Annotated in this window: 19 protein-coding genes; 15 read left to right on the top strand and 4 right to left on the bottom strand. The window is 54.8% G+C overall.

Annotated elements, in window-relative coordinates:
• Positions 1-64 precede the first annotated feature (64 nt).
• The 14 genes from ACFO9Q_RS21805 (at position 65) to ACFO9Q_RS21740 (ending at position 18,063) form a co-directional block, all read left to right on the top strand.
• On the top strand, positions 65-1,891 hold the full coding sequence (locus ACFO9Q_RS21805; RefSeq protein ID WP_379185696.1) for a GH39 family glycosyl hydrolase: 1,827 nt from the start codon (positions 65-67) through the stop codon (positions 1,889-1,891).
• Between the two features lie 195 nt (positions 1,892-2,086).
• Positions 2,087-3,064 (top strand): ABC transporter permease, encoded by a 978-nt coding sequence (locus tag ACFO9Q_RS21800; protein WP_379185695.1) that lies wholly within the window; start codon positions 2,087-2,089, stop codon positions 3,062-3,064.
• Between the two features lie 37 nt (positions 3,065-3,101).
• Positions 3,102-3,995 (top strand): carbohydrate ABC transporter permease, encoded by an 894-nt coding sequence (locus tag ACFO9Q_RS21795; RefSeq protein WP_379185694.1) that lies wholly within the window; start codon positions 3,102-3,104, stop codon positions 3,993-3,995.
• A 104-nt stretch (positions 3,996-4,099) separates the two neighbouring features.
• Positions 4,100-5,806 carry an extracellular solute-binding protein gene (locus ACFO9Q_RS21790; protein ID WP_379185693.1) on the top strand — a complete coding sequence of 569 codons (1,707 nt, stop codon included), beginning with the start codon at positions 4,100-4,102 and terminating at the stop codon, positions 5,804-5,806.
• An 82-nt stretch (positions 5,807-5,888) separates the two neighbouring features.
• Positions 5,889-7,661 carry a sensor histidine kinase gene (locus ACFO9Q_RS21785; RefSeq protein WP_379185692.1) on the top strand — a complete coding sequence of 591 codons (1,773 nt, stop codon included), beginning with the start codon at positions 5,889-5,891 and terminating at the stop codon, positions 7,659-7,661.
• Between the two features lie 5 nt (positions 7,662-7,666).
• A complete protein-coding gene (locus ACFO9Q_RS21780; protein WP_379185691.1) occupies positions 7,667-9,247 on the top strand; it encodes a helix-turn-helix domain-containing protein in 1,581 nt (526 codons plus the stop codon).
• Positions 9,244-9,603 (top strand): hypothetical protein, encoded by a 360-nt coding sequence (locus ACFO9Q_RS21775; protein WP_379185690.1) that lies wholly within the window; start codon positions 9,244-9,246, stop codon positions 9,601-9,603. The genes ACFO9Q_RS21780 and ACFO9Q_RS21775 overlap by 4 nt, the downstream gene beginning before the upstream one ends.
• Positions 9,604-9,689: 86 nt before the next feature.
• Positions 9,690-11,162 (top strand): glycoside hydrolase family 32 protein, encoded by a 1,473-nt coding sequence (locus tag ACFO9Q_RS21770; protein WP_379185689.1) that lies wholly within the window; start codon positions 9,690-9,692, stop codon positions 11,160-11,162.
• 1,001 nt (positions 11,163-12,163) lie between these two features.
• Complete coding sequence (locus ACFO9Q_RS21765; protein ID WP_379185688.1) at positions 12,164-12,907, top strand: phytanoyl-CoA dioxygenase family protein; 744 nt, start codon at positions 12,164-12,166, stop codon at positions 12,905-12,907.
• 219 nt (positions 12,908-13,126) lie between these two features.
• Positions 13,127-14,032 (top strand): sugar phosphate isomerase/epimerase family protein, encoded by a 906-nt coding sequence (locus tag ACFO9Q_RS21760; protein WP_379185687.1) that lies wholly within the window; start codon positions 13,127-13,129, stop codon positions 14,030-14,032.
• Between the two features lie 121 nt (positions 14,033-14,153).
• A complete protein-coding gene (locus tag ACFO9Q_RS21755) occupies positions 14,154-14,987 on the top strand; it encodes an AraC family transcriptional regulator (protein ID WP_379185686.1) in 834 nt (277 codons plus the stop codon).
• Positions 14,988-15,123: 136 nt separating this feature from the next.
• Complete coding sequence (locus ACFO9Q_RS21750; RefSeq protein WP_379185685.1) at positions 15,124-16,119, top strand: GGDEF domain-containing protein; 996 nt, start codon at positions 15,124-15,126, stop codon at positions 16,117-16,119.
• A gap of 97 nt (positions 16,120-16,216) precedes the next feature.
• A complete protein-coding gene (locus ACFO9Q_RS21745) occupies positions 16,217-17,329 on the top strand; it encodes an asparaginase (protein WP_379185684.1) in 1,113 nt (370 codons plus the stop codon).
• A 101-nt stretch (positions 17,330-17,430) separates the two neighbouring features.
• Positions 17,431-18,063 (top strand): Uma2 family endonuclease, encoded by a 633-nt coding sequence (locus tag ACFO9Q_RS21740; protein WP_379185683.1) that lies wholly within the window; start codon positions 17,431-17,433, stop codon positions 18,061-18,063.
• An 80-nt stretch (positions 18,064-18,143) separates the two neighbouring features.
• Here the strand turns inward: ACFO9Q_RS21740 and ACFO9Q_RS21735 are convergent, their stop codons facing one another.
• Both ACFO9Q_RS21735 and ACFO9Q_RS21730 read right to left on the bottom strand, forming a co-directional pair.
• Positions 18,144-18,440, bottom strand: coding sequence for a YqkE family protein (locus tag ACFO9Q_RS21735; protein ID WP_379185682.1), 297 nt, complete (start codon positions 18,438-18,440; stop codon positions 18,144-18,146).
• Between the two features lie 34 nt (positions 18,441-18,474).
• Entirely contained in the window at positions 18,475-20,328 is a 1,854-nt protein-coding gene (locus ACFO9Q_RS21730) for an LTA synthase family protein (RefSeq protein WP_379185681.1), read from the bottom strand.
• A gap of 341 nt (positions 20,329-20,669) precedes the next feature.
• Here ACFO9Q_RS21730 and ACFO9Q_RS21725 point away from each other — a divergent pair, with 341 nt between their 5' ends.
• Complete coding sequence (locus ACFO9Q_RS21725) at positions 20,670-21,611, top strand: D-alanyl-D-alanine carboxypeptidase family protein (protein WP_379185680.1); 942 nt, start codon at positions 20,670-20,672, stop codon at positions 21,609-21,611.
• A 344-nt stretch (positions 21,612-21,955) separates the two neighbouring features.
• Here ACFO9Q_RS21725 and ACFO9Q_RS21720 read toward each other — a convergent pair whose 3' ends face one another.
• Together ACFO9Q_RS21720 and ACFO9Q_RS21715 are read right to left on the bottom strand one after the other, a co-directional pair.
• Entirely contained in the window at positions 21,956-22,345 is a 390-nt protein-coding gene (locus tag ACFO9Q_RS21720) for a hypothetical protein (protein ID WP_379185679.1), read from the bottom strand.
• Positions 22,346-22,363: 18 nt separating this feature from the next.
• Positions 22,364-22,726 (bottom strand): hypothetical protein, encoded by a 363-nt coding sequence (locus ACFO9Q_RS21715; protein ID WP_379185678.1) that lies wholly within the window; start codon positions 22,724-22,726, stop codon positions 22,364-22,366.
• Positions 22,727-22,778: the final 52 nt, after the last annotated feature.

The following is a 22,778-nucleotide window of genomic DNA, read 5'->3' as shown; positions in this document are numbered from 1 at the left end:
AAAGTAAGGCTTGTAAGCATGCAGGAAGCGCTTACATACACCACACTCGGAGGAGGACTTATTAATGAATTGGAAGTGGACCAAGAAGCTTGGGGTGCTCGCGGCAGCAGCGGCGCTGCTAACAAGCGTGACCACTGTAACACCCGCCTACGCCGCATCGGTCACCGCAACGGTGAACTGGGGAGCCTCGCAAGGATCAACAACGAGCTACAGCTATGGACTGAATCTGTTCAAGGCGCAGGAAGGTACGGCTGCTTCTGACACGAACTACAAGGCGAATGTGTCCTACATGAAGCCGGGAATCGTCCGCTATCACCGCGGCGATCAGATGGGCGACTCCAGCACAGGAGAGGGCTGGGTACAGAATCCAACGACATCCGCTTACGCTTGGAATGCAACGAAGATCAATACGATCCTGACGAATACGTTCAGCAACAATCCGGTTCGAATGATCAACATTGCGAATTGGCCGGCTTACATGGACGACGGCACCGGCAAGCTGAAGACGAATATGTACGATGCATATGCAGCCTTCTGTGCGGACCTTGTGCAGATCGTCAACCTGAATCAAGGCCACAACGTGCTCTATTGGGAAGTGACGAATGAGAAGGACGATATCTATGCGAACAACATGGCAGAGCTTGCGACCATCTACAAGAAGGCCTATGATGCAATGCGTGCGAAGAGCTCCACGATTAAGATTGGCGGACCCGCTTTTGCAAGGCCGGACTTGACTGCCCGCGTCGACACCTTCGTCGCGAATGCCCATGCGAAGCTGGACTTCATCTCCTACCATACGTACAACAGCGGCAGCACGAGCGATACGAATGCTTCCATCTGGGCGAGCGCACAAGGGCTGGGTGCAACCACGACTGCGATCAAGAGTATCATCTCGACCTACACCACTCGTCAGATCGAGACGTTCCATGATGAGTTCAACATTAGCTGGAACCCGCCGGATGGACGGATGAACAATGAGAAGGGAATGATCTTCGACGCGCTGGCGATGATGTCGATTACGAAGGCTGGAGCAACAGGCTCCATGGCTTGGAATGAGTCCGACGGCTGGTACGGCAAGCTGGAAGGCTGGGCACCATACAACAAGCGGGCGTCCGCACATCTGTATAACCTGTTCAATACCGATATGGGCGGTACGATTGCTGCGACATCGACCAGCGACAGCTCCAAGGTGGATCTCATGGGCACTTACGGAGGCAGCTGGAAGAAGCTTGCGCTCGTGAACCGTGCTGAAGCGGACCAGACCGTTCAGATCAGCTTCAGCGGCTGGTCGACATCCATTCCAGGCAACACCTTATTCACCGTGAAGCGGGTGTATGGCTGGGGAGTGACGTATGACAGCGTGAGATATGACGTGCTGACTTCAAGCGCAGGCTATACGCTGCCTGCTGATACGGTAACATTACTAATCCTTGATGAGAATAACAAAACCTACGCCGCAGCCTCCACCAACTATGTCACCAATCCCAAGTTCGATTCAGGCATGACGGGCTGGAGTACCTGGGCTATGCAAGCTGGCGATGATGCGGCTGACTACACGGAAACCTACGGCGGACGTGATGGCACACATCTCACCCATTGGAAAAATGCTTACTATGGCGTCTACACCTACCAGACGGTAACGGGACTTACGAACGGAACGTATACGCTCAAGGCATGGGTCACCTCCAGCGGAGGACAATTCGAATCGCGGGTTGAGCTTAAAAACTATGGAGGCTCTCAGATTAACAGCAATATCCCTGTAGGCGGCTGGACGCAGATTACGGTGCCGAATATTGCAGTATCGAACGGGCAGGTGGAGATCGGCTTCTGGTCGAAGGCGAACTCCGGCAATTATGTATACTTCGATGATGTGGAACTAACGAAGAACTAAGCACGAAGCATACAGCAGCTTAATCAGGCCCGCTCTCCTTGGGGAGGGTGGGCTTCTCTATTGCAATAACAGCTTCATTCCATTGTTAGATTTGTATGATAGTTTGTTGATTTGATCAATAGATGGGGAATATGGCAGGGACCTATAATGAACATAGTAGCAAGCAAGCAGTAAGGCTTGAAGGAGGACCCTAATATGAACGATCAAGTAACGGCTCAAGCAGCCGTACATCCATCGATGAGCAAGAGACGAGAATCCGTCCTTCGCAGGTGGCTGGCCCAATGGGATCTACAGTCCATGGCCATCCCATCCATTCTATTCCTGATTCTGTTCAGCTACGTGCCCATGTGGGGCGTGCTGCTCGCCTTCAAGGACTACGACCTGTTCCGGGGATTCATAGACAGCCCTTGGGCAGGCATGAAGTACTTCAATCTATTCTTCAGCTCTCCAGACTTCTGGCTGGTCATGCGCAATACGCTGATCATCTCGCTGCTGAAGCTGGTCATCGTCTTCCCTGCACCGATTGTGCTCGCGCTCATGATGAACGAGGTGCGTATGCTCGCCTTCAAGCGGATTGTCCAGACGGTCACGTATCTGCCGCACTTCCTGTCCTGGGTCATCGTCGGCGGCTTCGCGATCTCGCTCCTCGCGGTTGACGGCGGTTCGCTGAATGGGGCGCTCCTGTCACTGAATCTGATTGATGAGCCGGTCAACTGGCTGTCGACACCGAGCTACTTCTACTCCATACTCATCTCAGCTAATGTGTGGAAGGATATCGGCTTCAACTCGATTGTCTATCTGGCCGCTATAGCGGGTGTGAATCCGAATCTATACGAAGCGGCCGCAATGGACGGCGCCTCCCGGCTTAAGCAGATTATCGTGGTTACGCTGCCGTCGATTATGCCGGTCATTATTATTTTTTTCATCCTGGCTATGGGCAATATCCTGAATGCAGGCTTCGAAGACATCCTCGTGCTGACGAACAACGGGAACAACGCCATCCTGATGGATAAGGCGAACGTCATTGATACGTATGTGCTCGAGACCGGCGTCAGGCAGCAGCAATACTCCTACGGAACCGCAGCCGGCCTGTTCAAGTCGCTCATTAACGTTATCCTGCTGCTCGGAGCGAATTACGTCACCAGACGGCTCGGCAAGGAGTCGCTATGGTAGCTTCGGCTTATTCTTACATCAAGGCAGGTGAATCCGCATGAAGCTTAATATGGAAGATCGTATGCTGCAAGTCGTCGTCTACACAGCCTTAGCGCTGCTCTCATTCGTCACGTTCTACCCGGTCTGGAACACGCTCGTCATCTCTCTTAATGAGGGCTCCGATACGGCATTAGGGGGGCTTACCTTCTGGCCGAGAGCGTTCACCATGGAGAACTATCAGGTCGTGTTCAAGAACGATCAATTCTTCCAGTCGCTGTGGATCTCTGTGGCAAGAGCAGTGTCTGGAACGTTCATCTCCATCTTGTTCACCGCCCTGCTAGCGTACAGCTTGTCGAAGTCAGAGCTCATGGGACGCAAGTTCTATATGATGCTGGCCGTCATTACGATGTTCTTCTCCGGCGGCCTCATTCCGACGTACCTCTGGCTGCGCGAGCTGCATATGTTCGATAACTTCTGGGTGCTCATCATTCCCGGGATGGTCAATGTATGGAATATGATTGTGTTCCGTACGTTCTTCCGAGGGCTCCCGGATGGGATTGAAGAATCGGCGAAGGTTGATGGCTGCGGCAACTACGGCATATTCTTCCGAATTGTCATGCCGCTGTCCGGTCCTATCCTGGCGACGCTATCGCTCTTCACAGCTGTCACTCTATGGAATGAATGGTTCAATGCCAGTATCTACATTAACAACCAGCAGCTCATCCCGATTCAGACCTATCTGATCAACGTCATTAACTCCAGCTCGTTCCAGGAGCAGATGGCGCAGATTACAGGGGCTTCCGGGGCCATGAATGCATTCCGCTCGACTGTCACTTCCAAGTCTCTGCAGATGACGACCATTATGGTCGCCACACTGCCTATAGTTATCGTATACCCGTTCGTTCAGCGCTTCTTCGTTCAAGGCGTAATGGTTGGTTCGCTTAAGGAGTAGGTGCATCGTCTCTGCTCGTCTTCCACGTCCACGTTCAACTAAGGAATTAAGAGCTGCCTTAGCAGCTTTTAAGATATAATGAGAAATGAAAGGGGATTCATACTATGATAGCAGCAAGAAAGTCATTATCCATGGCCCTAGTCACGGTCTTCTCCCTCGTGACCATCTTGGCAGGCTGCAGCTCTGATAAAGGAAACAATGAGAATGCAGCTTCACCAAGCCCGACAACGACTCCAGCCGCAACCGAAGGAGGAGACAAGACCGACCCGCCGGCTAACGAACCGCTCACGTTCAGCTTCTATGTGAACTACGACTGGTACTCACCGAAGGGACTTGAATCCGATGCGAAGCCTCTGAATACCTGGCTGCGCAACGAGAAGAAGGTAACGATCAAGGAGATCAGCGCGAACGGCAATGCCGCTCAGAAGCTGGGCACGATGATTGCATCCGGCGAGCTGCCGGACGTTATTCAGATGGATCGGGATACGAACTTCGACAAGCTGGTTGCAGAAGGTAAAATCGTAGCGATTGATGAATACTTGAACAACCCCAAATATCCGAACTTGAAGAAGCTGGCCAGCGAGAAGACGCTGAACCTGCTCCGTGCCAAGGACGGCAAGCTGTACGGCATTCCGAACTGGTTCGGCCGTGCGGAAGATCCTAAGACCAGCAATGCCGGCTGGGTTGTGAACAAGAAGATATACAAGGAGCTAGGCTCGCCCAAGCTGGATACCTTCGACGATATGTACAATTATCTCGTGCAAGTGAAGCAGAAGTACCCGGATATCGTACCGCTGGATACGGCGAACACGGATGAAGGAACGATTCAAGTTCATAACTTCATCTATGCAGGGATGGGTGAGATGAGAACGGTAGACATGGGTAAGTCAGCAGGGATGTTCGCCCTGGCTAACTTCGACAAGACCGAGTTCACCTCCATCTTCCAAGACCCGGCTTATCTAGAATCCTATCAGTTCACGAGCAAGCTGTTCCGCGAGAAGCTGCTGTCTCAGGATACCTTCTCACAGAAGCGCGAACAGTTCCAAGAGAAGCTGAACAATGGCAAGATTGCCGTTGCGGCAACCTATGACATTACGGGCGGGGCAGATGTGGCGAACCAGAAGCTGCAAGCAGCGGATCCGGACGCGGGGTACACCTTCATTCCATACCCTGTGAAGAGCGGAGTGGATGTGAACAAGATCTCCCCTACGGCCTCAGGCTCCATGGGCTGGAACTTCAACTCCATTACGACCTCTGCTAAGAATCCGGAGCAGATCTTCGCGTTCTTCGACTGGCTGCTGAGCCCTGAGGGCACTACGGCAGCACAATTCGGTCCTCCAGGCTTGTACTGGACACCGGATGACAAGGGCTTCCCAATCTTCAATGATAAGTATAAGAATGCGACGAAGGAACAGAAGGATAATGATGGAATTGGGTCATTCTACTTCAATCTACAGGGCTCGCCAGTATGGGGGGACCTGGATAAGGATGTTATGGCGAAGGAAGGCACCCCGAAGACGTGGAATACAGAAGCGAATGAATTCTACGGCAAGTATGTGAAGATTGACGGTGACCAATTCAACCAAGTGAAGAACTTCCCTAAGAGTTCTCCTGAGGACATGGCCAATCAACAGATTAAGCTCATTATGGAGAAGGCCGCAGCGAAGATGGTATTCGCCAAGAACGATGCAGAGGTTGAGAAGGCCATGAAGGACGCGGAGAAGCAAGTGAGTGCCGCGGGTTACGACAAGCTGCTTGCCTATATGAATAAGGTGTGGCAAGCCAATGTTGCACAGATGAATAGCAAGTAGCCAATAGCAATGCGATGTGAACAGTCCGGTTGACCCTCACAGGTCAACCGGATTTACCTGTGAAGAAGGGGCGGGGAGATTCGTGAATCGACAACAGGAATATGCTTATTTTCCCTATGCCTACAAGGTCATGGTGCCGTATCTCCTTCTTGTGCTGCTCACAGATATCATTATCGGGTATTATTCCTACTCCTCGTCCATACAGTCCATGTCGCGGACCAATTCGGTCAACATTATGAGGACGCTCGAGCAGATACGCGACAATACAGAGCATCAGCTGCGGGACTATCAGAAGGTATCGGATCATATCTTCAACGACCTCGATCTTCAGCGCCTCCTTCAGAGTAAGGAAGACAGCTATCAGATCTACGAGCTGACCGAGGGTTATGTGCGGCCAACGCTCAGTCAGGCAACGAAGCTGACGGCGAATGATGTCATTCTATCTCTCTACATCAACAACAAGGAATACAAGGAGAGCTACTCCTACTCCGATGAGGAAGCACGAGACCCCTTCTACTTGCGAAGCTACTATAACCTCTATTATACGGACCGTATTAATAACGAGCCGTGGCTGCAAGCGATGGAGAGGGGTACCAGGCGGGACGGCTGGGCACAGATCGGCAGTGACAGCATGTATCAGAACATCACTCTAGCTCGGCAATATATCTCCTTCGACAATTATGAGCAGATTGGCTATATCTTGGTGAAGGCAAGGCTTAGGGATCTATTCCAATCGATTGATTCCTTCAAGCTGACGGAAGGAGCAGACGTCCTCGTTGTGGACGGGGACAACCAGCAGGTCATTTACAGCCGAAGCAAGAGGGCGGAGAAGAGCTGGAATGAGGCACATGCAGGGAAGGACCATCTCGTTGAGAGTCTCTCATTGCCGGGGACGGCTTGGCAGGTGAAGGCGCTTATCCCGCATGCGGAGCTCCGCAGAGAAGCGGATAAGATTCGTGGCGTTACACTCCTTGTATGCTTGACTAGTTTTTTGTTAGCGGCACTCATTGGCTTTTTTGTTTCTCGTTTTTTCTCGAAGAGGGTTCGAAGTATCATTCGTATGGTCCACTCCTTCCACAATGGGGAGTTCAAGAAGCGTACGGTAACAGCCGGCAATGACGAATTCGCCTTCCTGTCGAAGGCCTTCCATCGCATGGCAGATAATATTGAGGAGCTCATTCAAGACGTCTATGTGAGGAGCGTGCAGACGAAGCAGGCGGAGCTGACGGCTCTGCAGGCACAGATTAATCCACACTTCCTCTACAATACCTTGTCTTCCATCTCCTCAATGGCGAAGCTTGGCGAGGTGGATAAGCTGGCAGAGATGGTGTCGGGTCTCGCACAGTTCTACCGGCTGACGCTCAATAATGGGAGTATGTTCATCACGATCGGCCGAGAGCTGGAGCAGGTGCAGACCTACGCACGCATTCAACAGGTGAAGTACGGCAACCGATTCTCCTTCCTCTGTGAAGTGGATCCCTCCATCGTGCATCTGGATACCATTAAGCTCATTCTACAGCCCTTCGTTGAAAATGCCCTCAAACACGCCTGGTTCGAAGATCGCATCACCATTCGGATTGAGGGGTATCGAGAGGACGGGGTCATCGTCCTGAAGGTCATTGATGACGGCGTTGGCTTCCGGATGAAGAAGGATTGGGATCGGGTGAGTGCGGCTGCCCGCGACGGGGGTGGTTACGGTGTGGCGAATGTAGATGAACGCATTAAGCTGCAGTTCGGGCCTGAGTATGGGGTATCCTTGTTCAGCCGCCCGGGTATGGGGACAACCGTCATGATTGTTATTCCAGAATATCAGCATGAAGCGCCGGGCAGCCGGCCGCTTAGACAGGGGGACTAGAGGGGATGACATATCGTGTCTTGCTGGTAGATGATGAGTTATACGATCTGGAATGGCTGAAGCAGGCTGTGCCATGGGAGGAGCTTGGTCTGGTGCTGGCGGGAACCGCTCACAGCGGGTTCGCTGCGCTCGGGCGAATGAAGGAAGAGCGAATCGACATTCTCCTCACCGACATTCGTATGCCCATCATGACAGGTCTGGAGATGGCCGCTCAGGCGAAGGAGCTGTACCCTTGGCTGAAGGTGATATGCATCAGCGGATATGAGGATTTCCACTATGCGAAGCAGGCAATTGCCCTGTCTGCCGTAGGCTATGTCTTGAAGCCGATAGAGCTCGATGAAGTGGTGCGGCTGCTGCAAGATACAGCTCGTATGCTGGATTCGGAGCATCAGCTGCAGGAACGCCGAGTGACGCTGGACCGGACACTGCCGCTCGTCCGAGGCGCCTTCTTAATGGAATGGCTGGAGGGTAGCATGGATGCAGTGGAGGGGGCGCAGCTGATTAAGCAGCAAGAGCTGCTTCCTTGTGAGGGAGTCTATTGCGCAGCTGTGCTGGAGATCGACGATCTGCAATGGAAGCTCGCCGGGTATCCGAAGGAAGAGCATGGAGGGCTGGTCGAGCAGACGCAGCAGCTCGTGATGGATACCGTGAAGGAGCTCATGCTGGGGCATGTGTTGGTGGATGGTAATCGGCTAGTGCTGCTGATGGAGAGATTCGAGGAAGCAGAGACGGGCAGCCTGCTGCTGCAGCTAGTGGAGCGGGTGCGGCAGGCGGGGCCCTTCACGCTAACGATCGGGATTAGCTATCCACCAGTTATGGAGCTGTCTCAGCTTCCGGGTCTGTACAAGCAAGCGTGTGAGCTGCTGGAGTTCAAGATGTTCGTCGGCAAGAGCCGTGTCATCTGGCCTGAGGATATGAAGCCCAAGGTGCTTCAAGGGGCGCACAACCTGGAGGAGAAGCTGGAAGAGCTGCTGACCTGCATGCTCGACTATGATCTTGTTGGGATTGATGATCATCTGCTATCGGTGTTCCAGCTCGTGCAGCATACGGACACGCGGCTGTCGGTCTATAACTTCACGCTCCATCTGATTGCCCAGTTAGATAAGCTGTTCGTCCGGCTGGGAGAGAATCTGTATGACCTCCTGTCCTGGGATTACAAGAACCTCGACGTGCTGTTCCAGTTCGAGACCGTAGATGATATTGTCTCTTGGCTTCGCCGGCGGCTGTTCGAGATGGCGGAGCTCATGATGCGCAAGATGCAGAAGGGCAATCACAAGCTCGTTCATGATATCCAGAGCTATACGGGGGAGCATCTCTCTGACAAGCTTACACTTCGCAGCTTGTCACAGACGTTCGGGTTCACGCCCAACTACTTGGGACATCTGTTCAAGGAGCATACCGGCGAGGGGTATACCGATTACCTGATGCGGCGCAGGCTGGAGAAGGCTTGTGAGCTGCTGTCCGATCCGGTGCTTAAGATCTACGAGGTATCGGACGCTGTAGGCTACAAGAACATTATCTACTTCAACCGCCACTTCAAGGAATTCTACGGCATGACGCCGACGGAGTACAGGAGGAAGGGATGAAGGGAGCTGGGCTGGGCCAGCTTGGAGGAGCTATAGCGCCAGAGATTGGCGCTACAGCTGGATTGGGCGGGCTTGGAGGAGCTATAGCGCCAGAAAATGGCGTTGCAGCTGAATTGGGCCAGCTTGGAGGAGCTGCAGCGCCAGAAATTGGCGTTGTAGCTGGATTAGGCGGGCTTGGAGGAGCTGTAGCGCCAGAAAATGGCGTTGCAGCTGGATTGGGAGGGCTTGGAGGAGCTGTAGCGCCAGAAATTGGCGTTGCAGCTCATATTGGCGAGCGTTTTTTTTTCACCATAGGTGGGAAAGTGTGTGGGCTTAGAATTATGGAGGAGGATGCATCCTGGTACATACAGGTCTAGATCATCATAAGCAAGAGCTGCTTAGAGCTGAGGCTGCTCTCGCTCATGGAATAGTAACTCGGGGAGGTAGGCCTGACCCCTATGGGTTGGCTTATCACTTCACGCCCCCTGCTGGTTGGATGAATGACCCGAATGGATTCGTTCAATACAAGGGTGAGTATCACTTGTTCTATCAGCATCATCCCTACAACACGGAGTGGGGTCCGATGCATTGGGGACATGCGGTGAGCAGCGACTTGGTCAGGTGGAGGCATCTTCCGATCGCTCTGGCACCCAGTGAGTCCTATGACGAAGGCGGGTGCTTCTCTGGAAGCGCGGCGGAGGATGCGGAGGGCAATCTGGTGCTGGTCTATACGGGACATGCTCCGAATCATGTGCAGAGTGTGGCAGCAGGGGATGGGTTAGTTGAGACCTTGGTTGAGGGTAAGGGTGAGGAACCTCGGGAGATTAAGCCTCATCAGGTACAATGTGCAGCGGTTAGTGAGGATGGAGTCTTGTTCAGCAAGCTGGAGGGCAACCCGTTAATTGGTGAACCCCCTGCAGAGGGCTCGGTTGAGTTCCGTGATCCTAAGGTATGGCGCTCAGCATCGGGATGGAATATGGTCGTGGGCACAGCGAAGGATGGAATGGGCAAGGCTGTGCTCTATCGGTCGCAGGAGCTGACCTCTGGCTGGGAGTACGTTGGCGTCGTAAGCCAGAGTGACGGGAGCAAGGGGAGCATGTGGGAGTGCCCGGATCTGTTCGAGCTTGACGGGCGGGGAGTGCTGCTGGTATCCCCGATGGGGATGGATGGCATAGCCAATTGCACGATTGCTGTTGTTGGCGATTGGGATGAGCAAGCTGGGAAGCTCGCTGAGCAGAGCTGGACCCACTTGGACTACGGCAGCGACTATTATGCGGCGCAGTCGCTGCTGGATGACCGCGGGCGGCGCATCGTGATCGCCTGGATGGACATGTGGGGGGCGGCGATGCCCTCCGCCGCCCACGGCTGGGCAGGCAGCATGACGCTCCCGCGTCAGCTGTCCTGGTTCGAGGACGGCGCGCTGTGCGTCGCGCCTGTGGAAGAGCTGCAGCAGCTGCGCGGAGCGGGCCGCTGCCTGCAAGGGCTTGAGGCAGCGAGCGGAGCTCTCTCGCTGCCGGAGCTGGCCGGCGATGTCATGGAGTTCATCGCCGAGTTCGATCTGAAGCGCAGCGATGCGTCGCGCTTCGGCCTTGAGCTGCGCCGCTCGGAGGATGGGACCGAGCGGACCGTGCTTGTGTATGAACGTTCGAGTGGACGGCTGTCCATCGAACGGCACGGTCCTGTGGAGCTGGCATCGCCGCGCAACAGCTATGTCGTGCAGCCGCGCGGCGCGGAGGCGCCTGGCGTGCTGCGCCTGCAGGTGTTCCTCGATCGGTCCTCGATCGAGGTGTTCGTGAATGGCGGTCGCGCAGCGATGACCGCCCGCTTGTATGCGAAGCCGGACAGCGTCGGCTTCCGCCTTTTTGCCGAGAGCGGCCGCGCAGCTGTGCCGTCTCTGCAAGCTTGGCCGCTGTCCGTGGCCATGGACCGCGCGTAGCGGGACCATCAGTAAGCCGCCGCTGCGAAGATTGCAGCGGCGGCTGCTATTGGTATTGCCGACACTCCGCCTCCCGCTCACCCGTCAATCAGGTGCATTAATGTACCACATTCATCGACCGCCCCCGCGTGCCCGCCAATGAGGTGCAAAAATGCACCACATTCCGCCTCCGCCCCTCGCTCGCCGGCCAATGAGGTGCAAAAATGCACCACATTCATCCTCCGCCTCCTGCTCACCCGCCAATGAGGTGCAAAAATGCACCACATTCATCGACAGACCCCGCGTGCCCGCCAATGAGGTGCAAAAATGCACCACATTCCGCCTCCGCCCCTCGCCCGCCCGCCAATGAGGTGCAAAAATGCACCACATTCATCCTCCGGTCCTCGCCCGCCCGCCAATGAGGTGCAAAAATGCACCACATTCCGCCTCCGCCCCTCGCTCGCCGGCCAATGAGGTGCAAAAATGCACCACATTCATCCTCCGCCTCCCGCTCACCCGTCAATCAGGTGCAAAAATGCACCACATTCATCGACCGCCCTCGCCCGCCCGCCAATGAGGTGCAAAAATGCACCACATTCATCGACAGACCCCGCGTGCCCGCCAATGAGGTGCAAAAATGCACCACATCCCGCTCGCAGCTAACAAACTTTAAATCTCCACCTAGCAGCGTCCGGCAACCCTGGCCGTAAGAGCGATAGCATCAGATTGTGATGCTGCAGCAGTCAGCGAGGCAAGTTAGTTACTATAGCATCCTATTGTGATGCTGCAGGCAGCCATCCAAGCTAGTTGGGTACTATAGCGGGGCGGTGGTTAGAGGGATGTCGTACGAGCGGAGTAAGCGGCGCCACCTCCACCTATGCCTCCGCCACCCCAATGCCACAATATCAATTACAGACACATATCTGATAGTTGCAGCCATTGTCTGCAAGCGCTTAGCAGAGTATCCTTACAGTAACGATATCAGTACTATAATCTCATTGTTCTGGAAGGGGATACATGCTATGATAGCAACGAAATCTAACCTCCTCACTCCGCTCACGGAGGAGCAGGTCGCGCAGTTCCACAAGGACGGGTATATCCTAATCAAGAAGGGCTGCAGCCCGGACCTGATTGATGCTTATAATGGACACATCTACGATATTCGCAACCAAGACCCGATGCCCCAGTGGGCTGCTTGCGAGGAGAGCAAGAAGTATACGCTAAGGCTGTTCAACCCGCATAAGCATGACAGCTTCTCCCGCCAGATGATGAAGCTGCCCGTCATTCGCGGAACGCTCGCTCAGCTGATGGGTAGAGAGGCGTCATGCGTGCAGAGCATGTACTTCTACAAGGAGCCAGGCTCGCCGGGTCAAGCTTCACACCAGGATTACTATTACATTAAGAACGATCCGATGACGATGATTGCGGCGTGGACTGCGCTGGAGGACAAGGTAGACGAGGAGAATGGCTGTCTATGGGTCATTCCGGGCTCCCATGACCTGGGCTTGCTGCCGCATGGAGCGGTGACGAACCTTGAGGAGCATGAGTCATGGACCGATGAGACGCAGGGCGCGGATCTCTCCAAGAACATTCCGGTCATTATGGAGAAGGGTGACATCCTCTTCTTCCATGAGCTGCTCATCCACTCCTCGAACAAGAATCGCAGCCAGGACCGCTGGCGCCGGTCTTATGTGTGCCACTACATCCGTGAGGATGCTGTCGTCACACTGCGTGAGGACCTGAGAGAGAAGTACCCGCTGTACTAACAACTATCTCTCTTACTTCGCTTCTGTACTAAGCAAGCTATCCCTACACGTACCCCCACCGATCGCAGCTCCCTGCACACAGTGGGGGTACGTGTAGGCAGTTAACCACATGCCGTGAAGCTGCCAATGTACTAAGCATCCGCATCAAGCTATTTCTATACTAATTTTCAGACTATTCATTCTACCATTCAATTCATAACCAGGAGGCTAATCCATACCATGACGAGCTGGAATCGCGTGAACGACGGAACTACGAAGGGACCTGCTCTTCATATCGAGCAGTCCTGGTGGGCGATGGGCAATCTGGGAGAGAACGGACGAGAGTGGAGCTTCGAGGAGAAGTTCCACCGCATTGCTGAAGCCGGCTTCTCCGGCATTAGCGCAGTTATGCCGCCGGAAGCGGAGTGGGAGAGCTGGAAGCGTCAGCTGGAGCAATATCAGTTCAGCTTCTCTACGATCGCTTTTCCCAGGAAGGTTCAAGACTTGACGGACACGATTCGCCAGACGAAGCAATTCGGTGCCGTTCAGTATATTAACAGCCAAGTCATGGATGCCTTCGTCATCGATCAAGAGGCAACTGAGCTGCTGCAGGGCCTGCTCCAAGAGGCGGAGTCGGCCTCGATCCCGCTCTTCATCGAGACTCACCGCGGAACGGTCACACAGGACCTTATCCGCACGGCCGACTACGTGAATAAGCTGCCTGAGCTGAAGCTGGTCATCGATCTGTCTCATTATGTGGTGGCGGGGGAGATGAACGGCACGAGCGAAGCGGCTGAAGCGCACTTCGACCAGCTGCTCCGCCGGACGGCTGGCCTGCACGGCCGAATCTCCAACGGGGAGCAAGTGCAGGTTGACGCGGGGCCTGAAGGAGAGCATCCGATGGTCGAGCACTTCACGAGATGGTGGCGCAAGGGAATGTCCGCATGGCTGAAGCAAGCTCAGCCTGGAGACCTGCTGCCGTTCATCCCAGAGCTTGGTCCTCCTTATTACTATGCCATTACGGAGGCCGCGCCAGGCGGTGACCGTGAGATCTCCGATCGCTGGCAGCAAGCGCTGCTACTCAAGCGGATTGCAGAGGAGCAATGGAAGCAAGTGCTGGCGCAACAACAGCAAGCTATCCTATAGATCCATCACTCACTCACAAGCTCACTAACTCATTCACTCGTTCACTCACTCAACCATAAGCCCAGGTGCTTCTCATGCAGAAGCACCTGGCTTTTTGCGCTAACAAGGAGGACGTATCCCATTGCCGCCTACTGATGACTTATACAGTACACTGCCCATCACCTTAGCTCAGGTTAGCGGAACATACCCCGGGACCATTGTATATCCCCCTGGAGGAAGGTACGGCCCGCGTATCCAGCAGGATCTGCAGCTCGTCCTCCTTCATACCGGCAGCTTACAGCTGACGATTAACGGGGAACGCCATACGATTAAGCCCGGTCAAGCCGTGCTCCTAACGCCCGGACAGCAGGAGTACTTCGCCTTCTCCGATGAAGGAGATTCCTGGCATCGCTGGATTACGCTGCACCTGGCGGAGCCGCTGGACGCGAAGGCTGAGCAATTACTGCAAGCCTTGCCCTTCAGCCAGCCGATCTCGGTTGAGCTGAACAGGCTGCTTGATGTGCTGCTCACCTTAATGGTCAATCATGAAGAGGGCAGCGCCATTATGAGATCGCTAGGCTACGCCGCCTTCCAGCTGTATGCATCGGAGCTGCATCAGACGAAGAGGCTGGAGGATACGCACCCCTCTATAGTAATGGCGAAGTCTCGCATACACAGCCATTATGCAGAGGAGCTGAGGCTGGAGGAGCTTGCCCATGAGGCTGGGGTCTCCCCAGAGCATCTGGTTCGGCTGTTCCGAGGCAAGGAGGGGACGACTCCGATCAAGTATCTATGGCATTATCGCGTGCTGCGGGCTGTGGAGCTGTTGACGAATACCGGTCTATCCATTGCAGAGATTGCATCGCGATGCGGGTTCAAGACGACCTTCCACTTCGCCAGGATGGTTCGAAGGCAGACAGGAAGCACGCCAACCGAGCTCAGGCGCTCCTCTTGGGAAGGGAAGGCGAAGAGCTGACATAAGGGATGCTCTGCAACATTGCTTAGACAAGGACTCCTATTGGATGTATAGTCAATATATTGTTAAATTTCCACATAGGATGTGCGTGATTATTAATTCGAGGAGCAATCATACCTTAGAAGTCGTGTTCTCTATGCTGCGCTGGTTCTTCCTGGCCGCCTCTGGAGTCATCTATGGAGTCTATTATTATAGCGAGGCCAGTCTTCCCTGGTTCTTGCTGCTCTTCGCATTCGGAACGGCCTACATGGGGGCAGCGGAGCTTGCTCTACGGAGAAGTGAGGTCGATTCGAAGCGATATTATTACCTGACCCGGGGGGGCGTCTTGTTCGACTATGTCGCTTGGATCGGACTGCTCGCGCTGACAGGCGGGACGAGCAGTCCGATGTTCCCGATTGGTTTTTTGATTATTTTACACGCGGCGGTGTATTGGGGGCTTCTTGGTGGAATGGTCACCTCCGTGCTCTTGGGTGCAGCGTATGCGGGGCTATTAATGACGATTGACCCCCAGCCTGTGCTGGAGCGAGCGGCCTATCATGTGATGAACGTAATCTTCCTAATCCTGATAGGCTGGCTCGGCGGAATTATCGTAGCGAGAGAGCGCAGACATCGGGATGAGAAGAGCTTCTATGAGAATATGGCGAAGAGAGACTACCTGACCGGACTTCCCAATCACCGTACCTTCCAGGAGCATATGAAGGATAGAATGGACACGCAGCAGCCGCTGACGCTCGTGATGGCGGATATCGACCACTTCAAGCTGGTGAATGACCGATTCGGTCATGTGACGGGAGACCTGGTGCTGCGGCAGATCGGCAGGCTGCTTGAGCAATCTATTCCGAAGGCGACCGGTACGGCCTTCCGATACGGCGGAGAGGAATTCGCCCTGCTGCTGTACACGAGTGATAAGGATCAAGTGGAACAGCTGCTCAGCAGGCTTAGAGTAGAGATTTGCGCTCTGTGCTTCGAGGCGAAGGACAAGGACGAGACCTTCCAGGTGACGATGAGCTTCGGCGCGGTCGCGCGCTCTGCGGCTGGACAATCGGCCGATCTGGTCAGCGCAGCCGACTCCGTGCTCTATGAGGCGAAGCAGCAGGGGCGCAATCGATTCGTATGGGGCTTACACGGCTAGTGGGGGATGCTTTGGTGATCATGGATGTCATCAGCTATAATAGAGGCATTGCACGGCATGCGTGCATCTATCCACTAGAAGAGAGGAACTTGAGTGTATGACCAGAATTTTGGTTATTTTCACAGGGGGGACAATCGGCAGCGCTTCACAGGGTGGTAAGGTGGACGTGAGAGCGGCCGGCTCCTACACCCTGATAGATCAATATATGAAGCAGCATGGGCGGGAAGGCGTGACCTTCGAGACGATCCAACCGCTTAATGTCCTGTCTGAAAATATCGTCCCTGCCGACTGGCAGACCCTCCTTAGCGCGATTAAGGGCGTAGATCAGGCAAAGGCTGACGGGATCATCATTACGCATGGGTCCGACACGCTTGCCTATACGGCTGCGCTGGTTAGCTATGCGATGCATGATGCGGCTATCCCAATCGTGCTGACGGCAAGCAATTATCCACTGGAGGATCCACGCAGCAACGGCCTCAAGAACTTCGCGGCTGCGGTCGACTTCATTGCAGGCGGATCGGTGCCTGGTGTGTTCGTGATCTATGGCAATGCCAAGGGAGAGTCGCTCGTCTATCTCGGCACGCGCATGACTCAGGCGGTCGCCTTCACGGATCAGTTCGGCAGCCCGTACGATCTGGTGTGGGGACAGATGAGCTCGGGCGAGCTGCAGCTCATAGCGCATGAGTACAACCCGACGGTGGAGCAGCTTCGCGAACGGGCGGGCTCGGCGTTCCGAGACCGAGGCGTGAGCGGGGCTGGCGGCGGAATCGAAGCAGCGGGCCTGTGGGTGGACGAAGCGTTCCCGCTCAGCACGGATATCGTCTACATCAAGCCCTATCCGGGGCTGGACTACAGTTATTACAACTTCAGCAGCAAGGCTCCGCGTGCTGTCTTGCATGATCTTCACCACTCAGGCACGGCCTGCTCAAGTGACGAGGAGCCTTACTCGCTGGTGTCCTTCATTCAGCATTGCCGCGCGAATGGTGCCCAAGTCTATCTCTGCCCGCTGAAGAACCTTACCGAAGCGATGTACGGTTCCTCGCACCGCTTAATGGAGGCAGGTGCGAAGTATATCGCCCACCAGTCGGTAGAGGCTTCGCTCATCAAGCTGATGATTGCCTACGCACGCTTCGACTCGCCGGAGGAGATTGCCGCGTTCCTGGATGCGGATGTGTTCTATGAGAACCATGTGGGGCAGGGGCATGAATAGCGGCGCGAATAGAAATTGACATTTTGGCGAAGAACGCCCCGAACTTCCTCCAACCTGAGGCTCGTTTGGGGCTTATTTTGTTCCAGAGGGAGATGGATACGATGAGTGAGATGAAGTATGGCTATGCTCTGCCGAGAGTCGATCCTGATCGTGAGAGGCAAGAGGGGGAGCAGATTCGAGAGGCGCCGTTTACTTACGAAGCCTATGCAGCCATGCCTGACGATGGCAACCGCTATGAGATTGTGAATGGCACGCTGCAGCTGATGTCCCCGGGGCCTTCTCTGCCGCATCAGTCTGTCTCTTCCGAACTCCAACATCTTCTTAACCAGACTTGTCGATCCGACTATCTTATATTTGATGCGCCACTAGACTTGATCTTAAGCTCTACAGATGTGCGTCAACCGGACTTGATGATGGTTCATCGCTCCAGGGAGGAGATCCTGACTAGCCGTGGCATAGAAGGCGTGCCTGATCTCATTGTAGAGATCTTATCCCCAGGATCAATGCGGCGTGACCGGATCAGCAAGGGAGCAACTTACTCCCAATATGGATTGGAAGAGTATTGGATTATCGATCCGCTGGGAGAGGTTCTTGAGCAGTATTTGTTAAGGAATGGGGAGTTAAGAATCGTTGAAGTGTATGAAGGGGATATGCCTCTGAAGTCTAACAAGGTATCCTCTGCACAGTTCACGATGAACGAGCTATTCGCTGGTGTAGTGAAGCCGAAGAGCTAGAGCCTGCTGCTCCCTTGCCCCAATACAAGCAAGAGCCTCCCGCATAACAGCAGGAGGCTCTTCTCTTCACATTCACACGTTCACTTATACTTGCCCCAGTCCTGCGAGCTGTTGTCCAGCAGGTAGGCGAAGTCATTCTCGCGCCGCTTCTGCTCCGCGCGCTTCGCATCTTCCTCGCGCTGGCGCTGCTCTTCCTTGGCCCGTGCTTCCGCGGCCTTCATATCATCGGCCTGCGCCTTCAGCTTGCCGAGCACGTCTGCGCTGAGCAGATCCTTCAGCGTGGCGGGCTTATCGCCGCCGCTGTCCGTTCCTGCTGCGCGCCCGGCCGAAGATGAGGTTCTGACCGGCTGGCGCGGTTTCACTTGTTTTTTGCCCATAGGGGCATCCGCCTCCTCTACTCTATATAGACAACTACTTCCTGCTATTCTGCTCGGTATTCTGCTCTCGGTCGGGCAATTGGCTGACGTAGCTGTCGGATAGCTGAAGCAGCTCGAGCGCGCGATTGTATTCCTGCTCGGTGGCCTCAGGAGCCTTCATGCCGTCGCCGGCCAGCGGATAATGCTTGCCGTCCTCGAAGCCGCTGCCTGACAGGAACAGCTCCTTGCTGCTCACGAACGAGCCGGTCGGCAGATAGTAGCGCTGCGGAAGCAGGTTGTAAGCCGTCTGATTGAATAGATCCTGCCCGAAGTGGAGATGATCGTCTAGAGGGAAGCCCATCAGGTTCGCCACGGTCGGCAGGATGTCGACCTGACCGCCGAGCTCCTGGAACTCCTCTCCGTGCGTGATGCCAGGTGCGGCAATCACCATCGGAATATTAATCATATCGGTATAGCCGTAGTCGCGGCCATAGATCTCGCGCATGAGCTCCTTGTCATCATTGTCGAGGGAATACATCGGCAGGCCAAGGTGATCCCCATACAGCACAATTACGCTCTTGTCCCAGATGCCGCGGTCCTTCAGATCCTGGATGAACAAGCCCAGCGCATAATCTGCATAATTCTGTGCACGGATGTAGTCACCGACGAAGGTGTCTTCGTATCGCTCAGGCAGCGACATCTGATACTTACTCTCCGGTATGGTAAAAGGATGATGAGCCGTCATCGACACGACATGCGCATAGAACGGGCTGCCGCTCTCCCTCTTGGCATCCAGCTCTGCCGCTGTCTTCTTGTAGAGCTGCTCATCCGAGGCGCCGAAGAACACGGTATCCTCTTCACCGAAGAACTTCTTATCGTAATACTGATCATAGCCAAGCGCCTTGTACAGCTCTCCGCGGTTCCAGAACTCCACCACGTTCGTGTGGAAGGTTGCTGTGTTATACCCGTGAGCCTTCATGAGCTTGGGCAGGCTTGGTAGTTTTTTGCCAGCATAGACGCCTGTTGCCGCTCCGTGAGGAGGGATGTAGAAGGACGTGTTGACCACGAATTCGGCGTCCGACGTATTGCCCTGACCTACTTGCTGATAGAACTTGGAGAAGTAGAAGTTATCCTTCACGAGCTGATTGAAGGTAGGCGTAATCTCCTGACCATCAATCTTCAGGTTCACAAGGAAGTTCTGGAACGATTCCATCTGAATCACAATGACGTTCCGGCCGTCAGCAGCCTTGAAGTACTTCGGCGCGGTCGGGGTCTGAATGTTCTTCAGCTCATCAATCTTCGCTTGTGTAATCTGACTTGCAGGCGTGAGCTCCAGCTCCTTGTCGGAGAACAAGGAATAAGCCTCATAGTTGAAGATGCCCATCTGCTCCGCCTTCACAATCTCATTCATACTCGCCCGGTTGGGCAGAATATTGAACAGACACAGTGCAAGGGACAGCGCCATCACGACACCGACCACACTGCGCTTCTCCTTGCGAGAGCTGCGCTGCTTCCAGTCTACGGCCTTCTTCGGACGAAGCAGATAGTAACCAAGCACGATGGTATCTAGGAAAATAAACAAATAATAAGGATCCATCAGCGATACCACGCTGTTGCTCACCGCTGTCACCTGATTCACCTGATCGAAGGCGAGGTAGGTGGCGATGACGCCATAATACTTAAAGTACATAAATACACCAAATAATATACCCGTCAGCAAAAGGTTCGCAATGAGATACACGAGCAGCTTGCGCTTGCCCGAGAACCATTCTATTAAGCTGAATACGATGAGGACGAATGGAATCTCCTTGAGCACCGTGGACCAGGAGGGACCGTCTTCGAACACAACAAACCAAGCGACATAGCACTTCAGCAGCATAATAATAGAGAAGACCAGCATCGGTCTCATCCCGAGTACTCTCTTAGCAGTAGAGCCTAGCAAAGGTACCGCCTTCCTCTCACAACAAAAACAGGCTGTGTCTGAAGAGCCGCCAGCCCGCTGATGGTTATAGGTATGATTCTTGTTTGCATAACATTCATAATCTATTATGCTCTTAATCCCGGCAGGATGTCAAAAGGCAAAACACCCCTAGGTTGGGGTGAAAAACTGCTGTAGCTGGAGGAAATGGGAGGCTGTATGGCATCCAGCATATCCCAACTAATTAAGTGAAACTATTTGACTGGGATGGGAGTCTAGTATATAAAGAGCTAGAGAAATCATTCACAGTCAGGGAGATGAAAAAAACCATCATGAGAACTGGAAAATCAAATGCACGCAGATGGCGCTCGCTCCTGCTGCTTGTCGCCTTCGTCGGATTAATTATTGCCTATATGACCCTTGAAAATAGAGATAACGCTGCACAGTCGCCTGCCCTAACGGCAGGAGGAGACACGAGCACGGCTTCCCCGAGCCCGTCGGATGAGGCGGCGGTATCGCCATCGCCGTCTGAGGACGGGGCAGCGACTCCGGTGCCAACACCGTCGGACAAGCCTGAGGAGACGGCTAAGCCTACTGTGAAGCCTACGGTTAAGCCGACAGCGAAGCCGACTAGCAAGCCTGCAAGCGGTGGAGCCGGCAGCGGCGGTTCGGGAGCGATTGCGGTTGTCGCTCAGCCGGAGAGCATTACTGCGCTGGTGAATAAGCAGAATGGTCTGCCGCGGGAGTATGAGCCAACTGATCTTGTATTCCCCGATGTGCCATTCCTGTTCAAGGAGAAGATTGACAAGCGCAAGCTGCGCAAGGAAGCGGCGGCTGCTCTGGAGGAGATGTTCGCAGGAGCGAAGGATGATGGAGTTGCTCTGGCCGGTGTGTCAGCCTACCGTTCCTACGCGACGCAGAAGGCGCTGTTCGAGCGTTATGTGAAGAAGGATGGGGAGGCGAAGGCACGAACATATAGTGCATACCCGGGCACGAGCGAGCATGAGACAGGGCTTGCCATCGATGTCTCAGGCAGCACGGGCAAGTGTGCGGCGACGAGCTGCTTCGGCGGCTCCAAGGAGGCTGTCTGGCTGGACAAGCATGCTGCCGAATATGGCTTCATTATCCGCTATCCGAAGGGGAAGCAGTCCATTACAGGGTATATGTACGAGCCTTGGCATCTCCGCTTCGTCGGCAAGGAGCTCGCGAAGGAGCTGACCGACAAGGAGCAGACGCTGGAGGAGTATTACAACGCGGTTCCGGTTACGAAGTAACAGTGGTGTGGCAGGCCGCGGCGGCTCATGCCAGCACAGCAAGGCTCAGGAGGCCTCCTCCAGCATGTGGAGGGGGCAACAGTAAGGCTCAGCACGTCCCCCTAACTGAAGGGGGCGCAACTGGGCCTTGTTGTTGTTGCTGGCTGGCGTGGGGGGCCAGCATGGGGTGTGCAGGCGCTGCAGCGCAAGTAGGGCCGGCCAGCGCGGGCGGCCCAGCGGGGCAGTAGCGCCAGATTTTGGCGCTACAGTACCAAACAAACCACACCAGCGTCCTGCAGCATCACAATGTGATGCTGCAGCACTAAACAAACCACGCCAGCGGCTTGTAGCATCACAATGTGATGCTACAGCACCAAACAAACCACCCCAGCGGCCTGCAGCATCAGAATGTGATGCTGCAGCACCAAACAAACCACGCCAGCGGCCTGCAGCACCAGAATGTGATGCTGCAGCACCAAACAAGCCACGCCAGCGGCCTGCAGCATCAGAATGTGATGCTGCAGCACCAAACAAGCCACACCAGCGGTCTGCAGCATCAGAATGTGATGCTGCAGCACCAAACAAACCACGCCAGCAGCCTGCAGCATCACAATGTGATGCTGCAGCACCAGACAAACCACACCAGCGGCCTGCAGCATCACAATGTGATGCTGCAGCACCAAACAAGCCACACCAGCGGTCTGCAGCATCAGAATGTGATGCTGCAGCGCAAAAGGGGCCGCCCAGCCGGGCAATAGCGCCAGATTTTGGCGCTACAGCGCAAAAGGGGCCGCCCAGCCGGGCAATAGCGCCAGATTTTGGCGCTGCAGCACAAATCGGGCGGCCCGGCAGGGCATTAGCGCCGATTTGTGCTGCAGCACAAATCGGGCCGCCCAGCCGGGCAATAGCGCCAGATTTTGGCGCTGCAGCACAAATCGGGCGGCCCGGCAGGGCATTAGCGCCAGATTTTGGCGCTGCAGCACAAATCGGGCCGCCCAGCCGGGCAATAGCGCCAGATTTTGGCGCTGCAGCACAAATCGGTCCGCCCAGCGGGGCAATAGCGCCAGATTTTGGCGCTGCAGCACAAATGGGGCGGCCCAGCGGAGCAATAGCGCCAGATTTTGGCGCTGCAGCACAAATGGTTCCGCCCAGGGGGCAATAGCGCCAGATTTTGGCGCTACAGCACAA

It is taken from the genome of Paenibacillus sp. GCM10023252 (genome assembly GCF_042653305.1).
GTDB lineage: Bacteria > Bacillota > Bacilli > Paenibacillales > Paenibacillaceae > Pristimantibacillus.
The sequence above is the reverse complement of the archived record's forward strand: the minus strand, read 5'-3'. Positions and strand labels throughout refer to the sequence as shown.

Bases quoted from the DNA above. Each gene is read 5' to 3' on its own strand.
- ACFO9Q_RS21800 (WP_379185695.1), top strand. From the start codon at position 2,087: ATGAACGATCAAGTAACGGCTCAAGCAGCCGTACATCCATCGATGAGC.
- ACFO9Q_RS21780 (WP_379185691.1), top strand. From the start codon at position 7,667: ATGACATATCGTGTCTTGCTGGTAGATGATGAGTTATACGATCTGGAA.
- ACFO9Q_RS21760 (WP_379185687.1), top strand. From the start codon at position 13,127: ATGACGAGCTGGAATCGCGTGAACGACGGAACTACGAAGGGACCTGCT.
- ACFO9Q_RS21775 (WP_379185690.1), top strand. From the start codon at position 9,244: ATGAAGGGAGCTGGGCTGGGCCAGCTTGGAGGAGCTATAGCGCCAGAG.
- ACFO9Q_RS21735 (WP_379185682.1), bottom strand. From the start codon at position 18,440: ATGGGCAAAAAACAAGTGAAACCGCGCCAGCCGGTCAGAACCTCATCT.
- ACFO9Q_RS21750 (WP_379185685.1), top strand. From the start codon at position 15,124: ATGCTGCGCTGGTTCTTCCTGGCCGCCTCTGGAGTCATCTATGGAGTC.
- ACFO9Q_RS21790 (WP_379185693.1), top strand. From the start codon at position 4,100: ATGATAGCAGCAAGAAAGTCATTATCCATGGCCCTAGTCACGGTCTTC.
- ACFO9Q_RS21740 (WP_379185683.1), top strand. From the start codon at position 17,431: ATGAGTGAGATGAAGTATGGCTATGCTCTGCCGAGAGTCGATCCTGAT.
- ACFO9Q_RS21795 (WP_379185694.1), top strand. From the start codon at position 3,102: ATGAAGCTTAATATGGAAGATCGTATGCTGCAAGTCGTCGTCTACACA.
- ACFO9Q_RS21730 (WP_379185681.1), bottom strand. From the start codon at position 20,328: ATGAGACCGATGCTGGTCTTCTCTATTATTATGCTGCTGAAGTGCTAT.
- ACFO9Q_RS21745 (WP_379185684.1), top strand. From the start codon at position 16,217: ATGACCAGAATTTTGGTTATTTTCACAGGGGGGACAATCGGCAGCGCT.
- ACFO9Q_RS21765 (WP_379185688.1), top strand. From the start codon at position 12,164: ATGATAGCAACGAAATCTAACCTCCTCACTCCGCTCACGGAGGAGCAG.
- ACFO9Q_RS21805 (WP_379185696.1), top strand. From the start codon at position 65: ATGAATTGGAAGTGGACCAAGAAGCTTGGGGTGCTCGCGGCAGCAGCG.
- ACFO9Q_RS21725 (WP_379185680.1), top strand. From the start codon at position 20,670: ATGAGAACTGGAAAATCAAATGCACGCAGATGGCGCTCGCTCCTGCTG.